Origin of the sequence: Vibrio sp. Vb1127 (assembly GCF_033338735.1) — a bacterium.
GTDB classification, from domain to species: Bacteria; Pseudomonadota; Gammaproteobacteria; order Enterobacterales; family Vibrionaceae; genus Vibrio; species Vibrio alginolyticus.
The window spans coordinates 1-22,989 of sequence record NZ_JAWOTF010000019.1 but is presented as its reverse complement, the minus strand read 5'-3'; the positions used below and the strand labels follow the sequence as shown (position 1 = coordinate 22,989).

At 44.6% G+C, this 22,989-nt stretch carries 14 protein-coding genes, 1 tRNA gene and 1 riboswitch; of the genes, 6 read left to right on the top strand and 9 right to left on the bottom strand.

Annotated elements, in window-relative coordinates:
• Positions 1-18: 18 nt before the first annotated feature.
• The 6 genes from mshL to R7H07_RS19265 all read right to left on the bottom strand — a co-directional run bounded on the left by mshL (position 19) and on the right by R7H07_RS19265 (position 6,900).
• Positions 19-1,659, bottom strand: a complete 1,641-nt coding sequence (mshL, locus tag R7H07_RS19290) for a pilus (MSHA type) biogenesis protein MshL (protein WP_005388471.1) — start codon at positions 1,657-1,659, stop codon at positions 19-21.
• 20 nt (positions 1,660-1,679) lie between these two features.
• Positions 1,680-2,012 carry an MSHA biogenesis protein MshK gene (locus tag R7H07_RS19285; protein WP_065274907.1) on the bottom strand — a complete coding sequence of 111 codons (333 nt, stop codon included), beginning with the start codon at positions 2,010-2,012 and terminating at the stop codon, positions 1,680-1,682.
• A complete protein-coding gene (gene gspM, locus R7H07_RS19280; RefSeq protein WP_005381197.1) occupies positions 2,005-2,655 on the bottom strand; it encodes a type II secretion system protein GspM in 651 nt (216 codons plus the stop codon). The genes R7H07_RS19285 and gspM overlap by 8 nt, the downstream gene beginning before the upstream one ends.
• Entirely contained in the window at positions 2,652-4,097 is a 1,446-nt protein-coding gene (locus R7H07_RS19275) for a hypothetical protein (protein WP_005387799.1), read from the bottom strand. The genes gspM and R7H07_RS19275 overlap by 4 nt, the downstream gene beginning before the upstream one ends.
• An 11-nt stretch (positions 4,098-4,108) precedes the next feature.
• Complete coding sequence (csrD, locus tag R7H07_RS19270) at positions 4,109-6,118, bottom strand: RNase E specificity factor CsrD (RefSeq protein WP_005381201.1); 2,010 nt, start codon at positions 6,116-6,118, stop codon at positions 4,109-4,111.
• A gap of 242 nt (positions 6,119-6,360) precedes the next feature.
• The gene (locus R7H07_RS19265) at positions 6,361-6,900 is read right to left on the bottom strand and encodes a single-stranded DNA-binding protein (RefSeq protein WP_005381235.1); all 540 of its coding nucleotides are present in this window, start codon (positions 6,898-6,900) and stop codon (positions 6,361-6,363) included.
• A 277-nt stretch (positions 6,901-7,177) separates the two neighbouring features.
• On the opposite strand from R7H07_RS19265, the gene R7H07_RS19260 reads away from it, so the two are divergent.
• The 4 genes from R7H07_RS19260 (at position 7,178) to R7H07_RS19245 (ending at position 13,675) form a co-directional block, all read left to right on the top strand.
• The gene (locus R7H07_RS19260; protein WP_005381237.1) at positions 7,178-7,822 is read left to right on the top strand and encodes a LuxR C-terminal-related transcriptional regulator; all 645 of its coding nucleotides are present in this window, start codon (positions 7,178-7,180) and stop codon (positions 7,820-7,822) included.
• A 159-nt stretch (positions 7,823-7,981) separates the two neighbouring features.
• A complete protein-coding gene (gene galU / locus R7H07_RS19255; RefSeq protein ID WP_005381239.1) occupies positions 7,982-8,854 on the top strand; it encodes a UTP--glucose-1-phosphate uridylyltransferase GalU in 873 nt (290 codons plus the stop codon).
• Between the two features lie 149 nt (positions 8,855-9,003).
• Positions 9,004-11,826, top strand: coding sequence for an excinuclease ABC subunit UvrA (gene uvrA / locus R7H07_RS19250; RefSeq protein WP_206959923.1), 2,823 nt, complete (start codon positions 9,004-9,006; stop codon positions 11,824-11,826).
• Between the two features lie 67 nt (positions 11,827-11,893).
• Positions 11,894-13,675: a PglL family O-oligosaccharyltransferase gene (locus R7H07_RS19245; protein ID WP_206959913.1), complete on the top strand. Its 1,782-nt coding sequence runs from the start codon at positions 11,894-11,896 to the stop codon at positions 13,673-13,675.
• 59 nt (positions 13,676-13,734) lie between these two features.
• Here the strand turns inward: R7H07_RS19245 and R7H07_RS19240 are convergent, their stop codons facing one another.
• Entirely contained in the window at positions 13,735-14,856 is a 1,122-nt protein-coding gene (locus R7H07_RS19240; protein ID WP_206959912.1) for a pyridoxal-phosphate-dependent aminotransferase family protein, read from the bottom strand.
• A gap of 220 nt (positions 14,857-15,076) precedes the next feature.
• Positions 15,077-15,255: riboswitch (Lysine riboswitch) on the top strand.
• Between the two features lie 101 nt (positions 15,256-15,356).
• Between R7H07_RS19240 and lysC the strand changes: the two genes are divergently transcribed.
• Positions 15,357-16,709, top strand: coding sequence for a lysine-sensitive aspartokinase 3 (lysC, locus tag R7H07_RS19235; RefSeq protein ID WP_206959911.1), 1,353 nt, complete (start codon positions 15,357-15,359; stop codon positions 16,707-16,709).
• Between the two features lie 86 nt (positions 16,710-16,795).
• On the opposite strand, the gene metH is transcribed toward lysC, so the two are convergent.
• On the bottom strand, positions 16,796-20,476 hold the full coding sequence (gene metH / locus R7H07_RS19230) for a methionine synthase (protein WP_053306798.1): 3,681 nt from the start codon (positions 20,474-20,476) through the stop codon (positions 16,796-16,798).
• Between the two features lie 191 nt (positions 20,477-20,667).
• On the opposite strand from metH, the gene R7H07_RS19225 reads away from it, so the two are divergent.
• Positions 20,668-21,999: a cation:proton antiporter gene (locus R7H07_RS19225; protein ID WP_053306797.1), complete on the top strand. Its 1,332-nt coding sequence runs from the start codon at positions 20,668-20,670 to the stop codon at positions 21,997-21,999.
• A 763-nt stretch (positions 22,000-22,762) separates the two neighbouring features.
• Here the strand turns inward: R7H07_RS19225 and R7H07_RS19220 are convergent.
• A tRNA-Asp gene (locus R7H07_RS19220) sits at positions 22,763-22,839 on the bottom strand.
• Between the last annotated feature and the right edge of the window lie 150 nt (positions 22,840-22,989).

Below are 22,989 nucleotides of genomic sequence, written 5' to 3'. Positions count from 1 at the left end.
CAGAACCTTTCCCAGCGCTTATTGCGCATCTGGGAACCACTCTTGCAGCAGATCACGAGAGCGCTCTAGCTCTTTCTGCCAAGAGTTCACGCCAACTACGGTCGGTTTTAGCAAGATGACCAATTCTGTTTTCTCAGTTACGTTATTCACGTTGCGGAACAAATGCCCCAGTGCTGGTACATCGCCCAAAAATGGGACTTTAGAAACAAGCTCACGATTTTGCTGTTTCATCAACCCGCCGATAACCACAACATCGCCATCTTTAGCACGAATAACCGAGTCTGATTCACGAATAGAGCTTTTCGCTAATGGCAGTTGGATGTTTTGGAAATCTCCGCCCAAGTTCAATTGCTTCACTTCTTCCGTGACTTCAATAACTGCGGGGTGAACATGCAGGAACACATTGCCTTTGTTATCAATTTGCGGAGTCACATCGAGGGAAATACCCGAGAAGAATGGCGTCAGTTCCACTTCAGGAACTGCATTTGAGTTTTCACCGTTGCCTGCATTGCTCGATAGCTCTGTAACAAAGTACTCATCAGTACCGACCTTGATGACAGATTTTTGGTTGTTGGCAGCGGTAATACGAGGGCTCGAAAGGACGTTCAAGTCACCTTGCGTAGACATGAAGCTCAACACGGCATTGAAGTTACCATCCGAAATCGTCACGTTGGTTTGACCGCCCAATAGCGTGCCAATCGCATCCAATGGTGGTAATGTCGACGCAGGGCGGTTGACTACGATACTACCCGAGTTACCAATTGACGCCGATAAGTTTGACCAGTTGATGCCTTGTTGGTAGCCATCATTCAACGTCACTTCTAGGATTTTAGCTTCAAGAATGACCTGGCGCTGCATGCGCTCCTGCGATACACCTAAGAACTCGCGTACTTCGCGAATATCATCTGGAAATGCTCGAACCGTAATAACTCCCGCTTGTGGCGTTACAACCACACTTTGCCCTTTGCCTGAACCAATTAGATTCGCAACAGCTTGCTGCAGCATCGGCCAGAAGTCACTTTCAGTGATGGTTTCAATGCGTGTACCACCCGTAGATGTGGTCGAGCTATCGTTGTTGTTTCCATTGTTAGAGTCTGACGAGTCAGAACTGTCTGAGCTACCACCAGAATTAGACGTACCAGCCGAGGTTACAGAGCCCGTAACAATACTGGTTAATGAGCGACCAGAACGCTTGAACTGTAGATAATCGACTGGAATGGTCACAGTACGCATACCTGCTGGGTAGATTTGAATAACTTTGCCAGACTTCACCACGTCATAGCCATACATATTCTGTACGACATTCAGAACTTCATCCAATGTCACATCTGACAAGTTGACAGTGATATTACCTTGTACCGATGGGTGAATCGCCACGCTGTACTCTGTGCCTTTCACCAACGAGGCGAAAAAGCTTCTTGCATCGACCGCATTCGCTTGAATACGAAAACGCTTCGAGGTGCCTTGCTCTGATGCAACGTTCGAGTCTAAATTTGGCATCAAGTCTGCCTCAACAGAAGAAGGGATTTCTTCCAATGTGCGGCTGTTCGCTTGATTGATCGATTCATTGAGCGCTTCTTTAACTTCCACTGGATTCCGATGACCCATTGAACATCCCATTAAAGAAGCAATCGTTATTCCTACAACTAATTTGCGCATATCTGATCGGGCTCTGGTTATTATTGTTTTACGTTTAAATCAAAAAGCTCTAGGTCCCACTGACGGTTACCACGCTTTAAAGTTACAAATTCACTATTAATGCTCGCGACGCGATAACCCTTAAATAGCTCGCCTTTTTCGACAAGTTTGTTATCCATAATCGCGATACAATCAGTACTTGGCTTACACACAATACTGTTGAGCTTAGGCAGTCGGTACCGTTTAACTTTTGGTTTCGCTGACGTTTCAACCGCTGGTTTTTCCCAACCAAGTGGGGCCGTTGGGTCTTGGTTTGCCCAAGCGGTTCCTACCGCTGCCATTACAAGCAATGAGATGATGAGTTTGTTAACCACCAATAAACTCCTCTCTAGATCCTAGTGTGTAGACTTCTAACACAAGCTTCGCTTTCGGGTACTCTTCGACTTTATAACTAAAGCTGCGCCAGTAATAACTCGCAGGAAGGCTCTCCAATTTATTCAGATAATTAGCAATAGAAAAATAGTCACCAGTCAGTTCCATACGAACAGGATGCACGTAGTAACCAGAGTATTGCGATGCTTCTTTATCTTCCGTTATTGGCTCAGATGGCAAGGTTTGCAGAGACAAAAGGTGAATGCCACTTTGCTGCTCCAACACATTTTCAAGCAGCTCAGCCATTTGCGAAGGTGTAATAAGATGCTCGATGATCTCCGCTAATTGCATCGAAAGATGCTGACTCTCAGCTAACAGATTAGATATCGCGCGATCAATCTCAGCATTTGGATCTTTCTTAAGTTGCGCCTGAATACGTAGCGTATCGATTTCAATCTTTTGATTGGCTTGCTTTAAATTACTTAGTTGCCTCTCATTACTGATGATCTCGTTAAGCTTTGGCTCCAATACCAGCGTAAAGAGCAACATGATCACGACAACTAAACCGCACAATGCGGTGAGCACTTTTTCACGCGTACTCATTTCGCCAAAGCGCCCTTCTAATGAGAGCCAGAATTCGTTCATTTCTCTTTATCCTCGCGCGTTTTTAGTTCAAACGTCACAATATCCTTATCATTTCGACCTATTTTGACGTCGTCAAACGTTCGACCAACCAAGCTAATTTCGTTTTTAAATTGGCTGACCCAATTTGGCACTGAGCTCGGTTTTTTCGCTAGCCCCTTCAGGTCTAAGGTATGGGTATTGATTCGAATTTCGGACAAAGAAATTTCTTGGTTTCCTAGCTTCGCTAATGATTGCATCACGCCAGAGTAACCCGTGCGTTGCGAGTCATCGTATTTCCCGACAGCTTTAAGCGAGTCTCGCTTCGCCTTGACTTCACGCTCTAAGCGGGCTTTAGCTGCCAGCTTATTATTGTCAGGTTGATGTTTACGTAGCTTGACTTGATAACGTTCAAGCTCTGACTTCATGATATCGCCTTTACTTTTTACAATAGCAATCTCATCTTCCAAACCGCTGCTCTGCCAAGTGACATAACCGTAAGAAAATAGAATTGCAGCCGCCGCAACGCCCCAAGATAACGCGATATTTTTTAGCGTCAGGAGCTCTTTTTTCGGCTTTAAGTAATCGGGATATAAGTTGACGCGTCGAGTATTTGAAGTAGCCGCAGTGTCAGCCAAAACATGTCCTGATAGCTCATGTTCTGGTGGTAATAACGGTGAAACCTTAGTACTTAAACGGTAGTTCAGAGCCTGAACAAGCTCGCTCTCATCCTCTTCATCACAGCACACTTTCAATTGATGTAATTGCACGTGGCGTAACTGAGATGAAAGATAATCAATCGAACGTTGCAGTTCTAACGACAGACTGTCCATCTGTAAATCGCTAGACGGAACCCCCGTTAACGGTGGCGTCACACTGCGAATAGAGCGGTGGAACGCAATAGTATTTTCGACAAAAGCGCTTATACGGAAATGACCACGCACACTGCGTTGTAATAATAGGAAGTTTCCTAGTTCACCCGCAGTCTCTCCCCAAATATCGTCTTCAGGAAGAATGGCCTCTAATGGTAACTGGGCTCGACTGGCCAGTAACACAATCTTATCCAATATTTTTCGCGATAAGACGTATGCTTGCACTTTGGTTGAATTCGGTAACTCGACCGCATCGGCAATAATGTCGATAGCACGCTCAGAGATCAGTTCTTTCAACAAAAACGGTAATGCGGCTGGCCATTCTTGACGCGGCATGACTGGTTTGTCGATTTGGTACATCTGGTAATAGTTATGAGAAAGAATAACCGTTAATGAATCATACGCACTCGCTGCAACGCTCAATGCTTGCTCAACGGCTTTTTCCCAATTGGACTCAGAAATATCAAATTGGTATGGACGACTACTTTTGATTGAAGATGATAAATAAACGGCGTCTGGCTGAATAACCAAAAAGCAGGAGCGATCACCACTAGATGATCGCTTAAGCTTGTCGAATAGTGCTTTGAAATCCATGATTATTATCTTTATTTTTTCCGCCAGCGATTTCGTCTTCCCAATTTAACTTGGGATTCTGATTGAGAATTCGGCAACGCTTGGGGACGAGGAAGAAACTGCTGCTCCGCAGAAAAGTAACGCCCTTGCCCACCATAAACCCCGAGCTCAATTAATGTGTTGAGCTCGTTCTGATTCTCAATTCCCACTGCTATAATTTTAGTTTTACTGTTTGCCGCCGCACCTAGCATACTGCGGACAAATAGCTGGTTTTCATGTCGTTGGTCGATTTTTGCTACTAAACTGCGATGAAGTTTAAGGTAACGAATGTCCACTTCTTTTAAATAGTGAGTGCTGACGATGGTACGCCCAGCCTGCCCAACCATTAAGTGGCACCCTAAACCGGCCAGCATTTTAGCGACTGGTCGCATAAAGTCTAAGTGTCTTACAAATTGTGCTTCAACAAACTCAAAACTGAGACACTTTCTCTGCTCACGTGACAACTGTAAGAGTTCATCACGAAACCATTTAAAGTACTCTCGGTTAGAAAATGGCGTTACATTCAAATTGAGCGCATACGATCTTGAGTTATCAAAATTGTCCTTAAACTCTCTTAAGAATTTATTAATAACCGACTTATCCATTTGCGCTTCATAACCAACCTGTCTGATCGCAGAAATGAACCGAGACGCTTTAACAATCCCATTCTCAGGATCGCGAATCCGACATGTTAACTCTTCATATAATGATTTTTTATGCGTCGCGTCACTTATTGGGTGCACAGATTGTGCGTAGAGTATCACACTTTCAGGTGTAAGTGCTGTGTCAAATAACGTTCTCCACCTCACACTTCCGCGAGCTTCTTCATCGTGGTTCCATTTTTTGAAGCGACTCCAATTATTGTTATTTTGTAGTTGCGCACTACGCAAAGCAGTCTCGGCTTCATCAATGATTTGGCTGTGTCGCTCACCTTCTTTATAAGTGGTGATGCCAATATGGCACCAGTTGTCTGGATCAAGTGGCTCTGGCGGCATTAACTTTTCTAACTGGCGAATGCATTGCGAGGCAAGGTTAGCCACATCTTTCGCACTTTGGTGCGGTAGAAAAAGCGCAAAATCAGCATCGTAATAACGGGAAAATACAACATCTGGGTATCGTTGAACTAAATTGGACAATAAACTCCCAACTTCAACAATAAACTCATCCGTAATTTGCTTATCTTGCTCTTCTTCAACCAGTTTCCAGTCTTGAATACGCACTAGCAACACGGCGCCGCGAGCCCCACTTTCTAGTAACGCCGATTCCAACTTGCTATCAAATAACACTCGGTTAGCGGTACCGGTTAGCTTATCAAGGAAGGTTTGAGTTCGAATAAAGGTATCAAATCGGCTTCGCTCTTGACGCGCATCTTGTAACTCTTCGATTAATACATCGAGCGCTTCACTGGCGGTGTAAGGCCATTCTTTTTTGTCACCTTTGGCATACTGCTCCACCCTACCAGCCAGGATCATTCTGCCTCGCTCTTCGAGCATTTCGGAGCCTTCTAATTGCTCCTTAAGCCATGCCACGCCGCGCATTAAGCAGAAGATGATCAATATCACGGCAAGCGTGATCGACCAAAGCGCCTGCATTGAGTAGCTGTAACCTAAGTAAGGGGGAATTGCTTTAAAGTGAATCGTGTAATCTTGATTGTGAGTCAGCTGGTACTCTGCCTCAAACAAGACTGACGCTTCCATTTGATGAGAAGTATCTTTGAAGCGATAAACAACGGCGTTGTTAGTCGACAACGTCATTTCGACAATATTGGAAGCCTGCAGCATTTTCGGCATCCAGCGCTGCATAGAATAAGCGGCGTCAGGATCTTCCATCTCCTTGTCGACCACCTCTACGATCCCTTCTAAATAATGGGTGAGATATTCCTGCCCAAGACGTTTAAAAGAGAGGGTGCCACCGACAAACAAGATAAACATGGCGCAGATAACGATCATGGTGACAAAGGCCACCAGCCGTGTGCTTAACTTAAGAGTTGGGGTATACCTCATGAATACCAAATTCCTTTTTTATTCATCATATACCTTATTGAAATATTTATACTTGATAAGAGTTCATCAAACAATCGGATTAGTCTGATAGTGAGAGGCTGGAGCATAAAGAAAATCACACTCATTGATAAGTTTTATTGTTACGCCTAACCTTGCCAAGATAAGCCTGTGAGATCATTAGATTGCGACAATAAAAAAGGCCGCGATATTCGCGGCCTTTTCGATTCAAGCATAAGCAGAATTTAGAACGGGATATCGTCGTCAAAATCCATTGGTGGCTCATTGTACTGCTGCTGTGATTGCTGCGGAGCCTGTTGTTGTGGTTGCTGTTGCTGAGGCGCATTGTACTGCTGCTGAGCTGGCTGTTGAGGCTGACCCCATCCACCTTGTTGCTGCTGTTGACCGCCCATTGGTGCGCCGCCACCTTGAGCACGACCGCCAAGCATTTGCATCACACCATTGAAGCCTTGAACAACGACTTCAGTTGAGTAGCGATCTTGGCCACTTTGATCTTGCCATTTGCGAGTTTGCAGTTGCCCTTCAATGTAAACTTGAGAGCCTTTACGCAAGTACTCACCTGCTACTTCCGCAAGTTTGCCGAACAACACAACACGGTGCCATTCCGTTTTTTCGCGCTGTTCGCCAGTCGCTTTATCACGCCATGAATCAGAAGTCGCAATAGTAATGTTTGCTACTGCACCGCCATTCGGCATGTAACGAATTTCAGGGTCGTTACCTAGATTCCCCACCAAAATAACTTTGTTAATTCCACGGCTGGCCATGATGTGCTCCGTTTCACTCTGGATATATAAAATTTTAGCGTATTAGAATAGCACGCTTTAATGTTTTGATTAAAGTCTAATACCATTGTGATCTATTGAGTCACCCTCTAGAACCCAAATCGTATTTCAACTTACGTGTGTAGCATTTTTGATTCGCGTTGCAGACATCGTTTCGTGAAGCTTTGAATTCGAACGCATTTATTCAGTAAAGCGATGGTTATGGCCTCTCTTTAATGCCAGTTTATGGCTTCTATTGAACCCAGGGAGATTGGAACACGTGAGAAAGTCGGCTTACGCAAGAAAGCTATTTCTGATCAGTATGGAAGATAATGCGCAAAAAAAAGTGGCGGCACTCGAAAAGTACGTTGATATGAGCATCCCGGTGATTTCAACCGCAGCACTCATGGAAGCCAAGCCACAACACCGTAATAAAATTCTACTGATCGACTTCAGTGAACATAAATCACTTGTTCAATCGATCAAAAACTTGCCTCTTGTATGGAAAAACTTTGAAACCGTTGTCTTCAACGTGCCTAAAAGACTAACCACGGATGAACTTCTTTCATTTGGTCAATTAAAAGGTGTGTTTTATTCTGAAGATACGCTAGAGCAAATTGGAGAAGGGTTAAAAGGCATTGTTAACGGTCAAAACTGGCTGCCGCGTAATGTAACCAGTCAACTTTTACACTATTATCGCAATGTCATTAATACTCATACTGCACCAGCTACGGTAGACCTAACCATTCGTGAGCTACAAGTACTGCGTTGCCTACAAGCTGGCGCCTCGAACAGTCAGATGGCCGAGGAGTTATTCGTCAGTGAATTCACCATCAAATCGCACTTGTATCAGATATTCAAAAAGCTATCCGTAAAGAACCGAGTACAGGCAATCGCCTGGGCAGACCAAAACTTAATGTCGTGATGCAATGTGAGCGGCTCTGATAACTGAAATGACGAGTCGCTCATCTTTTTTCCGCACCGAGTCTCACATTTTTTCCTACTTTATTCATGATTCATTGATACCTCTCGTGTTAAAGTTATGCGCAGATTCTTGATAAAAACGAGATAGGATATTCCCCCAATGATAAAAAAATGTCTGTTCCCTGCTGCAGGCTATGGCACACGCTTCCTACCGGCAACGAAATCTATGCCAAAAGAGATGATGCCAGTCGTGAACAAACCGCTTATTGAATACGGTGTCGAAGAAGCAATCCAAGCTGGTATGAACGGCATGTGTATTGTGACGGGTCGTGGCAAGCACTCGATCATGGACCACTTTGATAAGAACTACGAACTGGAACATCAGATTAGCGGTACCAACAAAGAAGAGCTGTTGGTAGATATCCGTGAAATCATTGAATCTGCAAACTTCACTTATATACGTCAACGCGAAATGAAAGGCTTGGGCCACGCGATTCTAACTGGACGAGAATTGGTAGGCGATGAGCCATTTGCTGTTGTTCTTGCTGATGACCTTTGTGTGAACGAGCAAGAGGGCGTACTGGCTCAGATGGTGGCACTATTTAAGCAGTTCCGCTGTTCTATCGTTGCAGTGCAAGAAGTACCAGCCGAAGAAACGCACAAATACGGCGTTATCTCTGGTGAAATGATCAAAGACGACATCTACCGCGTAGACGACATGGTAGAAAAACCAGAGAAAGGCACGGCGCCTAGCAACCTTGCTATCATTGGCCGCTACATCCTGACTCCCGATATTTTTGAACTGATCGAAAACACCGAACCAGGTAAAGGTGGTGAAATTCAAATCACTGACGCGCTGCTGAAGCAAGCAAAAGCGGGCTGTGTATTGGCTTACAAATTCAAGGGCAAACGCTTTGACTGTGGTAGCGTTGAAGGTTACATCGAAGCAACTAACTATTGTTTTGAAAACCTGTATCTAAAAGATGAAAAAACCTCTGAGCTAGGTAAGCACGCAACACAAAAAGCAGTATAAAGCATCGTCTTAGTACGAAATTACTGTATCGAAAGCCCAGCACAACGCTGGGCTTTTTACTTTACTGTTTTTTTATCCAGTAATTTTCTTTGCACATTTCTCACACTATGTAATACTTGCCCCACTTGGTTATACATAGAGCAAAAACGATGGATAAAATAGAAGTTCGCGGTGCCCGAACCCATAACCTTAAAGACATTAATCTTACAATCCCTCGCGATAAACTGATTGTCATTACTGGACTAAGTGGCTCCGGTAAATCCTCTCTCGCTTTCGATACATTGTATGCAGAAGGCCAACGACGCTACGTAGAGTCTCTCTCTGCCTACGCTCGTCAGTTTTTGTCTCTGATGGAAAAACCCGATGTCGACCATATTGAAGGGTTATCACCCGCGATTTCTATTGAACAGAAGTCTACTTCTCATAACCCGCGTTCAACCGTCGGTACAATTACCGAAGTCTACGACTACTTGCGTCTGTTGTATGCTCGTGTAGGCGAACCCCGATGTCCAACGCACCATGCCCCTCTTGCTGCGCAAACCATCAGTCAAATGGTGGACAAAGTTCTGGAGATGCCAGAAGGCAGCAAAATGATGCTGTTGGCACCCATTGTCAAAGAGCGTAAAGGTGAGCATGTTAAAACGCTTGAGAACTTAGCGGCTCAAGGCTTTATTCGTGCGCGTATTGATGGAGAGACTTGCGATCTGTCCGATCCTCCAACGCTAGAGCTACATAAAAAGCACACCATTGAAGTCGTGGTAGACCGCTTTAAAGTTCGTCCAGACTTACAACAGCGCTTGGCCGAATCTTTCGAGACAACACTCGAATTATCAGGCGGAATTGCGGTTGTCGCGCCAATGGATGGCGACGGTGAAGAGATTATTTTCTCCGCCAACTTCGCTTGTCCACAATGTGGTTACAGCATGCAAGAGTTAGAGCCGCGACTTTTCTCATTCAACAACCCTGCTGGTGCATGTGGCACTTGTGATGGCTTGGGTGTTCAACAATACTTCGATCCAAGCCGAGTCATTCAAGATGATTCATTAAGCTTGGCACAAGGTGCGATTCGCGGTTGGGATCAAAAGAACTACTACTACTTCCAAATGCTCACCTCATTGGCCGATCATTATGGTTTTGACCTCCATGCCCCTTTTAATTCTCTGCCAAAGAAAACGCAAGATGTCATTCTAAAGGGCTCAGGTCGTACTGAGATTGAGTTTAAATACATCAACGATCGTGGCGATATTCGCGTTAAACGCCATCCATTCGAAGGTATTCTGAATACCCTAGAACGTCGCTATCGTGATACAGAATCCAACTCTGTCCGTGAAGAGCTTGCAAAATACATCTCCACTAAATCTTGTTCAAGCTGTGGCGGTACTCGTCTACGCCTCGAAGCACGTAACGTTTTTATTGCTGATACGACACTACCTGAGATTGTTGAACTCAGCATTGCTGATGCATTGGAGTTCTTCCATTCCTTGAAACTGGAAGGTCAACGAGCCCAAATCGCTGAAAAAGTGATGAAGGAAATCAACGACCGCCTGCAATTCTTAGTTAACGTCGGTTTGAACTACCTAAACTTATCACGCAGTGCAGAAACCTTATCAGGCGGTGAAGCTCAACGTATTCGTTTAGCAAGCCAAATTGGTGCAGGTCTTGTTGGTGTCATGTACGTCTTAGATGAACCGTCGATTGGCCTCCACCAGCGTGATAACGAACGACTCCTAAAAACACTGACTCATTTGCGCGATTTAGGTAATACCGTACTTGTGGTAGAACACGATGAAGATGCGATTCGCTGTGCAGATCATGTCATAGATATTGGTCCTGGTGCTGGCGTACATGGTGGTAATGTTGTTGCGGAAGGCACCATGGAAGAGATAGTCGCGAATCCGAATTCTCTGACAGGTCAGTACTTAAGTGGTGTTAAAGAAATCGCAGTACCGAAAGATCGCACGCCGCGAGATCCGAAAAAAACGGTTGAGCTATTAGGCGCAACAGGTAATAACCTTAAAAACGTTAACCTTTCAATTCCTGTTGGGTTATTCAGCTGTATTACAGGGGTATCTGGCTCAGGTAAATCAACGCTGATTAATGATACTTTCTTTAAAATTGCGCATACCCAACTTAACGGAGCGACAACGGCTCAGCCTTCACCTTATAAATCGATTAAAGGTCTAGAGCACTTCGATAAAGTCATCGATATTGATCAAAGCCCAATTGGCCGTACACCTCGCTCTAACCCTGCAACCTATACGGGGATCTTTACCCCAATCCGTGAACTGTTTGCAGGCACACAGGAGTCGCGTTCTCGCGGTTACAAGCCGGGCCGTTTTAGTTTTAACGTACGCGGTGGTCGTTGTGAGGCCTGTCAGGGTGACGGTGTTATCAAAGTAGAAATGCATTTCCTACCAGATGTTTATGTGCCATGTGATGTGTGTAAAGGTAAACGCTACAACCGTGAAACGCTCGAAGTACGTTACAAAGGTAAAACTATTGATGAAGTGCTAGAAATGACGGTCGAAGATGCACGCACCTTCTTCGATCCAGTTCCTGCCATCGCTCGCAAACTACAAACACTGATGGATGTGGGTTTGTCGTACATACGATTGGGTCAAGCGGCAACAACACTCTCCGGTGGTGAAGCACAGCGTGTGAAACTGGCGCGAGAGCTATCCAAACGTGATACAGGAAAAACCTTGTACATTTTGGATGAACCAACAACCGGCTTGCACTTCCATGATATCCAGCAGTTGCTCACTGTACTGCACAGACTTCGCGACCACGGAAATACTGTCGTGGTGATCGAGCATAACCTGGACGTCATTAAGACTGCGGACTGGATTATCGATCTTGGTCCTGAAGGGGGTCAGGGTGGCGGCGAGATAATCGCTCAAGGCACTCCGGAAGATGTGTCGCAAATCGAGGGGTCGCACACAGCTCTCTTCCTCAAGCCTATGTTGAAGTAGAAAAAACAGGTAAAGTATCGAGACCAGCAAGTGCTGGTCTTTTTTCATTCAAAACAACGCAATAACTATGGCTACTATACATGTAAGTGGAACAAAGCTTTCTCCCGAAAAAGTACAGGTTCCCCTCAATCGCAAGTTTCTCATTGCCTTGGCAACACTATTTGTGTTGGCAATGCACTTTTTCATGCCCAACCCCGGCGGTTCGGGGCTTTCGCTTTCGTTCAATGCGACAACTTGGATTGCTTTTAGCTTTGCATTAGGCATTGGGTGTTACCAACTTGCGAATAATCGAGTACTACGTTACTCAAAACTAACCATCGGCTTGTTCATTAGTGCTCTTATCATGACGGTGCCCATTCTGTACCCAAATGCGAATAGCAGTTTGGCAGCCAATAAGCTCATTGGCCTGTGGTGTGGTGTCCTGTTCTTTATTGCCTTACAACAATTTCATTTCAGTAATAAACATCGCCAACGCCTATTATGGTTCATTGTCCTTGCGGTTGTTATCGAAGCCATTTTTGGTTTGACACAATATCTGTATCTCAAACCAGGCAATCCGTTTGGTTACGACACGGTGGCCAATCGTCCTTATGGTATTTTCCAACAGCCCAATGTAATGGCCAGCTTTCTTGCGACAGGGTTGGTGATTGCCAGCTATTTACTTGCACGTCAGCCCTACAAATACGACCGTAAGTTAAGCGATGTTTACCTTCTCTATGCCGTACCAGTTTTAACTTTACCACTAATTGTGGCGTTGGCTTCACGCACTGGTTGGTTAGCCTCGGTCATCGCCGTGTTGTTGGTCATTCCATACATGTACCGCTTTGCAACCAAAGGGCGCTTTATCCGCTGGGTTGTGTCACTTGTAAGTGGGCTCTTACTCTCAGTCGTTGTCATGTATCTTGCCTTTCCTGATGGAGGTGGGTTAGCCGCAGAAAAAGTAAATATGGAGTCTCCTCGAGCGTATACTTTTCCGCAAACATTAGACATGGTGATTGAAAAGCCTTTTACTGGTTATGGATATGGCAAGTTTGAATCTGAGTACATGCTGTATACGGCTCGTCAACATGCCCTTAATGAGAATTACCCAGCAGGTTTGCCTGCCATGGATCATCCGCATAACGAGCTGCTTTACTGGGGAGTAGAAGGTGGCTTACTGCCAATACTCGGCATCTTCTTAGCGATGGCACTGGTACTGTATCGAATCTATCAAGCCAAACGCGGAACTCGTCTTGCGTTGCTGGCCTTGTTTATACCTATCGTATTGCACTCACAACTGGAATACCCTTTCTACCACTCTCTCGTGCATTGGTTGATCTTCGTTATCCTACTGTACTGGGTCGATCAGCGCGTCTCTCGTTATCGACAAGTCGGCTTTAGTAATGTAACCAAAAGCTTGCTGCGTGTTTTTAGTTTGGTACTTCCCGTTGCGTTTACGTTTTACATGGTAAGCGCATTACATACGAACTATGTATTGACGAAGTTTGAGACCACTAGACCAACTAACCCTGATATTCTGAATCAAGTCAGTAACCCTGTAGTTTGGAAAGACAGGTTTGATTGGGATGTCTATAGCACGTTTTTAAACCTTGGGCTGTACCAACAAGACGCAACCTTGATCAAGCCTTATATCGATTGGTCGCTAAAAATCATCAAAGATAAGCCTCGCCCTGCATTTTATAACAATTTGATTTTGGCCTACCAAGGCTTAGATGACTCAAGTAAAGCGGAGCAAATTAGAGCTGAAGCGCAGTTTTTGTTCCCGAAGATTGATTTCAGTGACGTCAATTACCAACCACCTTCTCAAGCAATCTCTGCCTCACCAGCCCCCACTTCAGGAGCTAAGTAATAAATACCAAAAAGCGAAGGGATGACCTTCGCTTTTCTTGATCTCATTGCTGTATGATTTTATTCAGTGAGTGACTCTTCTAACGCTTTTAAGCACAGCGCAACGTTTTCAGATCGAGCGCCGTAACCCATTAAGCCAATACGCCACGCTTTACCAGCTAATGCCCCAAGGCCTGCACCAATTTCTAGATTATAGGTTTCTAGCAAGTGAGCACGAACTTTTGCTTCATCAATTCCTTCAGGCACGTAAATCGCATTTAATTGTGGCAACCGATGGGCTTCGTCCACAACAAATTCAAAGCCTAACTTTTGTAAGCCATTTTTGAGTTTTTCATGCATCAGTTGGTGACGAGCCCAAGCGTTTTCTAATCCTTCATTTTTCAGTATCAATAAAGCTTCATGAAGCGCATACAAGCTATTAACTGGCGCCGTATGATGGTAACTACGCTTGCCTTCTCCACTCCAATACCCCAAAACTAAACTCTGATCGAGGAACCAACTCTGTACTGGTGTTGTTCTTGCTTGAATCTTTTCAATCGCGGCAGGAGAAAACGTCACTGGTGAGAGCCCAGGTACACATGACAAACATTTTTGACTACCAGAGTAAACCGCATCCAGTTGCCATTCATCCACTTTTAACGGCACACCACCAAGCGATGTCACCGCATCAACAATAGATAATGCATTATGCTGTTTCGCCAGCTTACCCAATGCTTGAGCATCACTGACTGCACCAGTTGAGGTTTCCGCATGCACAAAAGCAAGAACTTTTGTATCTGGGTGCTGTTCGAGTGCTTGCTCGACTTTATCAATGGAAACAGGTGCCCCCCATTCATCATCGACGATAACAACTTCACCACCAGCACGGACGACGTTTTCGCGCATGCGTTCACCAAATACACCGTTACGGCAGACGATAACTTTGTCGCCTTTCTCGATCAAGTTTACAAAGCAGGTTTCCATCCCTGCGCTACCAGGCGCTGAAACCGCAATAGTGAACTCATTGTCAGTTTGAAAGGCATACTTCAATAGCTGCTTGAGCTCATCCATCATACCGATAAACAGAGGATCAAGGTGACCTACCGTAGGACGGCTTAGTGCTTGTAACACTTGAGGATAAATATCAGAAGGACCAGGTCCCATTAAAATACGGTGAGGCGGAATAAAGCTTTGGATCGACATGTCAGCTCCTTGATTATCTTTTATCCTGAGCATTCTAAAAGTTCTATTCAATAACATGGCTCAGGTGTAGGGTTCTTCACCCTAATAGATTTTTCCTCTATCAGCAATTAGCCGTAAGTATGGAGGTCAAACCAGTGTCACAAAATCGTTAATAAAAAACACCATAAAGGTTGAAATATTGATTGACATTAAGGCCTCAAAACCGTTCAATGTTTGAGCTTTATGTAGAAGAGGAGCGCTACCCAGGTAGATGATTTGTGGAACCGCAATTCCAACACCAATCATTGAGGGGGAGTAGTGCCGAGGTAAGTCAAAGTTGCAGGATTTGACTTATCGGTTGAATTGGGCTGAATCCCATCAACTGTCATCAGCGCAGTCTGATGAAGGGCTTCTGAGGGTAAATTTTTCAAATAGCATTCTAAATACCTCTCTTTTTGCTCTGTTCCTTTTCTCACTAAACATTGGATGTACAATTTTTTAGGAAGTCGTGGGAGAACGCAGTGAGCGCATTTAACGTAGCTAAATTCGGTGGAACCAGTGTTGCCAACTTTGAGGCAATGAGTCGTTGCGCCACCATTATCGAAAACAATCCAAATACTCGCCTGGTCGTGAGCAGCGCTTGCTCTGGCGTCACCAACCTATTGGTAGAACTCGCCAACGGTGTTCAGGATCAAACGCACCGTACTGAGCTGCTGCAAAATCTGGCCAACATTCATGACGCCATTTTAACTCAGCTCGAAGACAGCACGAAAACTGCTGCCGAGGTGTATGGCATATTAGATACCGTAACCAGCCTGGCCGAGGCTGCATCTATCCAAGCTAGTGCGAAGTTAACCGATCATTTAGTCGCATGTGGCGAACTCATGTCGACGCATATTCTAACTCAGTTAATGTGTGAGCGAGGCATTCAAGCTGTGCGCTTTGATATCCGCGATGTGCTGCGTACTGATGACAACTTTGGTCGCGCGGATCCAAACATTGAAGCAATTTCGACGCTTGCGCAAGATAAACTCGTACCACTTTGCCAACAATCCGTTGTTGTTACTCAAGGCTTCATAGGATCTGACGAAGCCGGTAATACAACAACATTAGGTCGAGGGGGCAGCGATTACAGCGCCGCCTTAATTGCTGAGAGCGTTAAAGCAGCAGGGCTAGAAATCTGGACTGATGTTCCGGGTATCTACACAACAGACCCGCGAATTGCACCAAAAGCCTCACCAATTCCCGAGATCAGCTTTAGTGAAGCTTCAGAAATGGCTAACTTTGGCGCTAAAATCCTTCACCCTTCTACGCTAGTACCCGCATTACGCCACGACATTCCGGTATTTGTAGGGTCATCGAAAGAGCCAGAAAAAGGGGGAACTTGGATTCGCCACCAAGTCGAAAGCTCACCGTTATTCCGTGCGCTAGCTTTGCGTTGTAACCAAACCATGGTAACGCTACGCAGCGCCAATATGTTCCACGCATACGGATTCTTAGCGAAGGTTTTTGAGATCCTTGCAAAGCATAAGATCTCTGTCGATTTGATCACGACATCTGAAATCAGTGTATCGTTAACACTTGATCAAACTGATACATCTGGCGGAGCACCACAGCTGCCGCAAGCTGCACGAGAAGAGTTAGAAGAGTTATGTAAGGTAGAAGTTGAACATGACCTATGCCTCGTTGCTCTCATTGGTAACAACATGAGTGAGAGTAAAGGCTACGCGAAACAGGTTTTTGGCACGCTAGAAGACTTTAACCTACGCATGATTTGTTATGGCGCTAGCCCTCACAACTTATGCTTCTTGCTCCATGAATCGGTATCGAAACAAGCCATACAAAAACTCCACACTGAGTTGTTTGAGAAGTAAGTTCAACTCAATAAAACAAAGGGCTGCGTATCTGCAGCCCTTTGTTGTTTCAATAGTTGTTACATTTGGACGAGGTAAACATCAATTTAACCGTTAATGTTTGGCCCTAACCATTTTTCAGCCTCGATCCTATCCCACCCCTTACGATCGGCGTAACTCTCTAGCTGATCTTCTTGAATCTGTGCGATCGCAAAGTAACGTGAGTCAGGATGAGAGAAATACCAACCAGAGACTGACGCGCCCGGATACATTGCATAGCTGGAGGTTAGAGTCATGCCAATATTCTCTTCCACATTAAGTAGCTCCCAAAGCGGTCCTTTTTCAGTATGCTCAGGGCACGCTGGATAACCTGGTGCAGGGCGAATACCTTGGTATTTTTCACGAATGAGATCATCGTTAGATAAATCTTCATCCGCAGCATAACCCCAAATTTCTTTACGGACACGCTCATGCAAATACTCAGCAAACGCTTCGGCTAGGCGATCCGCCACCGCTTGAATCATAATTGCGTTGTAATCATCTCCCTGTGCTTTGTATTCATCAGCAAGCTCTCGTTCACCAATACCACCAGTGACAGCAAATGCCCCTATCCAATCATGCTTACCCGACTCTTTAGGTGCGATGTAGTCGGATAAACAATAGTTGAATCCTTTTGGTTTCTCGGTCTGTTGTCGCAAGTTACGTAATACTTTCACAACGTCGGTACGAGTTTCATCAGCATAAACTTCAATGTCGTCCCCCACGCTCGCAGCAGGGAATAAGCCACACATTCCACGCGCTTTTAACAGGCCTTCTCGCTCAACTCGATCAAGTATCTCGTTGGCATCTTCGAATAAACGTTTTGCTTCTTCACCAACTTCTTCATGTTGGAAAATTGTTGGATACTTACCCACAAGTGACCAAGTCATAAAGAATGGTGTCCAATCGATGTATTGACGTAATATAGCCACATCAAAATCATCGAAGATATGAATGCCAGGCTTAACAGGCACTGGAGGAGTATAAGCTTCCCAATCGATAGCAACTTTATTCGCTCGAGCAGCTTCTAATGTCACTGGTTTGGTTCTCGGTTTCTTTCGATTATGTTGATCACGTACTCGTTCGTAATCAGCTTCAAGTTTTTCAACAAATTCAGGGCGACGTTCATCAGACAGAAGAGAAGTACATACGCCCACTGCACGTGAGGCGTTGTTCACGTAAACCACTGGATGCTTGTAATTTTGCTCAATCTTAACTGCGGTATGGGCTTTTGACGTTGTTGCGCCACCGATGAGAAGAGGTAAGCTAAAGTCGAGACGCTCCATCTCTTTTGCAACATGCACCATTTCGTCTAATGAAGGTGTGATCAACCCTGATAAACCAATAATATCGACGTTCTCTTCTTGCGCTACTTTTAAGATCTTTTCGCAAGGAACCATGACACCAAGATCGATAATTTCGTAGTTATTGCACTGCAATACAACGCCAACGATATTTTTCCCGATATCATGTACATCACCTTTGACCGTCGCTAGCAAAATCTTACCGTTTGTTTGTCCCACCTGCTTTTCTGCATTGATGTAGGGCTCCAGATGCGCGACTGCTTGCTTCATCACTCGTGCAGATTTTACGACCTGAGGAAGGAACATTTTACCTTCACCAAACAAGTCTCCGACGACGTTCATCCCATCCATTAGTGGGCCTTCAATCACCTCTAATGGCTTTGAAGCGTTGACACGAGCCTCTTCGGTATCATCAACGATGAACTCAGTTATTCCTTTCACTAACGCGTGCTCTAAGCGCTTTTCAACAGGCCAAGTTCTCCACTCAAGTGCAGAGGCATCCTCCTCTTTACCTACCCCTTTGCCTGCATATTCCGCCGCGATATCTAACAATCTCTCAGTGGCGTCATCATGACGGTTAAGAACGACATCTTCCACAGCCTCACGCAATTTTTCAGGCACGTTATCGTAGATTTCTAACTGACCCGCATTCACAATCCCCATATCCATACCATTTTTAAAACAGTGGTAGAGGAACACCGCGTGAATCGCTTCACGTACATAGTTATTGCCACGGAAAGAGAATGAGACGTTAGAAACACCACCCGAGATCATCGCATGTGGTAAATCACGTTTGATATCGCCAACGGCTTCAATGAAATCCACCGCGTAGTTATTATGCTCCTCGATCCCCGTAGCAATGGCAAAAATGTTTGGGTCAAAAATGATGTCTTCTGGTGGAAAGCCCACTTCATCAACAAGAATTCGGTAAGCGTTGGTACAAATTTCTACTTTGCGCTCACGTGTATCTGCTTGCCCAATCTCATCAAACGCCATCACAATCACAGCCGCACCGTAACGGCGGATCAACTTAGCTTGTTCAACGAATTTCTCTTTGCCTTCTTTGAGAGAGATCGAGTTAACAATGCCTTTTCCTTGGATGCACTTAAGACCGGCTTCAATAACCTCCCACTTGGAAGAGTCAACCATGATTGGTACTTTTGAGATTTCAGGTTCTGACGCACAAAGGTTTAAAAAGCGAACCATACAAGCTTGTGCATCCAACATGCCTTCATCCATGTTGATATCGATAATTTGAGCGCCATTTTCAACTTGTTGACGAGCCACATCGAGCGCTTCATCGTACAGTTCTTCTTTAATCAAGCGCTTAAAACGCGCAGAACCGGTTACATTCGTACGCTCACCGACATTGATAAATAAAGAGTCTTTATCAATAGCGAGTGGCTCTAGGCCAGACAAGCGACAAGCAACGGGAAGTTCAGGTAATTGACGAGGGGCGATATTTTCAACCGCGAGTGCCATTTGGCGAATGTGCTCAGGAGTTGTACCACAACACCCACCAATCAAGTTTAAAAAGCCACTTTGAGCCCACTCTTTAACATGCTTAGCCATATCTTCTGGCGACAAATCGTATTCGCCGAATGCATTCGGAAGCCCAGCATTTGGGTGAGCGGAAACAAAAGATTCTGATATACGCGAGAGCTCTTCAACATAAGGACGCAGTTCATCCGGGCCAAGTGCACAGTTCAAACCAAACGAAATCGGTTTAACATGACGTAATGAGTTGTAAAACGCTTCTGTGGTTTGACCGGATAATGTTCTACCGGAAGCATCAGTAATAGTCCCCGAGATCATCACAGGTAACTCAATACCCATCTCTTCAAACACACTTTCAACAGCAAATGAACAAGCCTTAGCGTTAAGAGTATCGAAGATGGTCTCGATAAGAATAAGATCAGAACCACCTTTAATCAGCGCTCGAGTCGATTCAGAGTAAGCCTCAACTAACTCGTCGAAAGAAACATTTCGATATCCAGGGTCGTTTACATCAGGAGAGATAGAACAAGTGCGGTTCGTCGGCCCTAAAACCCCTGCGACATAACGCGGTTTATCGGGTGTTTTTGCGGTCCATTCGTCTGCAACTTCACGTGCAAGCTTGGCAGCAGCAAAGTTAATTTCTTCACTTAGGCTTTCCATCTCGTAGTCAGCCATCGCAATGGTTGTTGCGTTAAACGTGTTGGTTTCGAGAATATCTGCACCCGCTTCTAAATATGCAGCGTGAATTTCCTTGATAAGTTGAGGCTGACTTAGAACCAACAGGTCGTTGTTACCTTTTAGATCACAATGCCAATCCGCAAAGCGCGTTCCTCGATAGTCTTGCTCTTCAAGTTTGTACCCTTGAATCATGGTTCCCATACCACCATCAATCAAAAGAATACGTTGCTTCAATTGAGCTTCAATCTGTTGTCTTACGTTACTTCCCACAGTACAGCCTCATTCCTTTAGTTATCTTTCCATCCTATCACACAAACTTCAGGAGTCTAGACGTCTAAACGTGGAATTAATGATTATTTTATCTCCTTCTTAACTTACAAAATAATCACGAAAAAATGTTTGCTATTTAAGCAGCATCAGCCGAGAATTCCATTCATAAAATGTTACAAATAGAGAGCTCTATGTCGGTCTATCATACTTTATGTTTTCTATCCGCAGCTGCGATGCTAATTGCTTTTGTAAACAGCAAGATAGGAAAGATGCAAACCACCATTGCGATTACCGCAGGTTCAATGGTGCTTTCACTTCTAATCTTAATTGCGGGTCAAAACAACTGGTTCCATCTCACCGAAATTGCGACGGAGACGGTCACAAGGATTAACTTCGAAGATTTCTTGCTCAAAGGCATTCTTGGCTTCTTACTATTTGCTGGTGGACTAGGCATCAAACTCCCGAACCTTAAAGATCAAAAGTGGGAGATCACTGTTTTAGCCCTTGGAGCCACACTGTTTTCCACGTTCTTTATTGGATTTGCACTGTATGGGTTTTGTCAGTTAATTGGCATCCAATTTGATTTGGTCTACTGCTTACTATTTGGTGCTCTAATATCGCCAACTGACCCAATCGCTGTATTGGCTATTGTGAAAAAACTAGATGCTCCTAAACGTATCTCCACTCAGATTGAAGGAGAATCGCTCTTCAATGATGGCTTCGGTTTGGTTATCTTCGTCACTCTATTTACGATTGCATTTGGCACTGAGGCACCAACTGTAGGTAGTGTCACCTTGCTCTTCATCCAAGAAGCTATCGGTGGTATCACATATGGTTTCGTCCTCGGTTTGCTATTCCACTACTTGATCAGTGCCACCGATGATCACTCAATGGAATTGTTACTTACCATTGGTGTCCCAACAGCAGGTTACGCATTTGCTGAATACATCCATGTATCAGGCCCACTCGCGATGGTTGTATCCGGTATTATGATTGGCAACTGGACACGCTTTATTGGCTTTTCAAAAGAGAGTGAAGATCACCTTGACCATTTTTGGGAGCTTGTTGATGAGTTCTTGAATGGCGTGTTATTCCTACTGATCGGCATGTCGATGCTGCTATTTGAATTCCACAAAGAAGACTGGATTATGATGGCTATTTCAGTCCCTCTTGTACTAGCAGCTCGCTATTTAAGCGTATTTCTCTCGTACATTGGCTTTAAGCGTTACAGAAAATATAACCCGTGGTCAGTACGTATTTTGACGTGGGGCGGCTTACGCGGGGGCCTTGCATTGGCAATGGCACTTTCCATTCCATCTGGTATTTGGGTGATTCAAGATAAGTTAATCGATGTAAAAGAGATTATTCTTGTAATGACCTACTCCGTCGTTGTTTTCTCTATCCTCATTCAAGGCTCAACAATCACCCCAATGATTGAAAAAGCAAAAGCAGAAGAGAAGAAGATGGAAGAGAACAACCAAGCAATAACCACTCCGGAACATACGGAGCCAGTGGACTCTTAAAGACACGTAACTTAATAAATAAAAAGCAGCTACCTAGCTGCTTTTTTCATAACTAATTTTCAGACTCCCCTTCAAGGACGAGTGCTCCTTATTCTTTGATATACCTTCAAATATACTAAGAATCGCTACGCTGCATTTTCATAGATACTAACTATTGCCGATAGATAGTATTCATAGACGAGCCTTTTAATTTACCCATTTATCACTTCTCTTCTCTTCTCTTCTCTTCTCTTGGCAATATAGGCTCCTCGCAAATATCAAAGCTAAACTTCCACAATACTTAGCAATGAGCGAGTTTGTATTTTAATGAGAAAGATACATTTAGGGTGATTGCGTTCAGAACCCAAACAGGTTAGCAATCTCACCAAGATAAAACTGAGCTAGCATTCAGGTAGATCAAAGCCTTAACAGAAATTTAGTCCCCCTCTCTCTTGAACTCAGTGAGACTAAACTTGTATTCAAAGTCGTCCTGTTTTCAAAATTGGAACAAGTGACACCTCAAACAATTAAACTCTGTCACATAACTAGATTTTCTAATATCGAACAAAAGGAGCTTTGGTGAATGAAGAGGCTCAAAACTAGCGCTCGAGACTGCAGAAACCACACAAAACTGCGTTCCACTTCACTCATACAGGGCTTAGAAAGCATAGCCAGAGGGAAGCCGGCCTCTCGATGCAAGGTTTCAATATGAAAGTGGGTTTAAGGTAAGTCGGGGAACCAAAACGAAAAAAGCCTCAGTCTTTCGACTGAGGCTTAATATAAGTGGCGGAGTGGACGGGACTCGAACCCGCGACCCCCGGCGTGACAGGCCGGTATTCTAACCAACTGAACTACCACTCCGCAGTGGTATCACTCGCTTTAATAAGCAAGCGTCCGCTTTTGTCTTCACTTTTCGAAAAAGTGAAAATAAAACTAAAGCCTGGCGATGTCCTACTCTCACATGGGGAAGCCCCACACTACCATCGGCGCTATTTCGTTTCACTTCTGAGT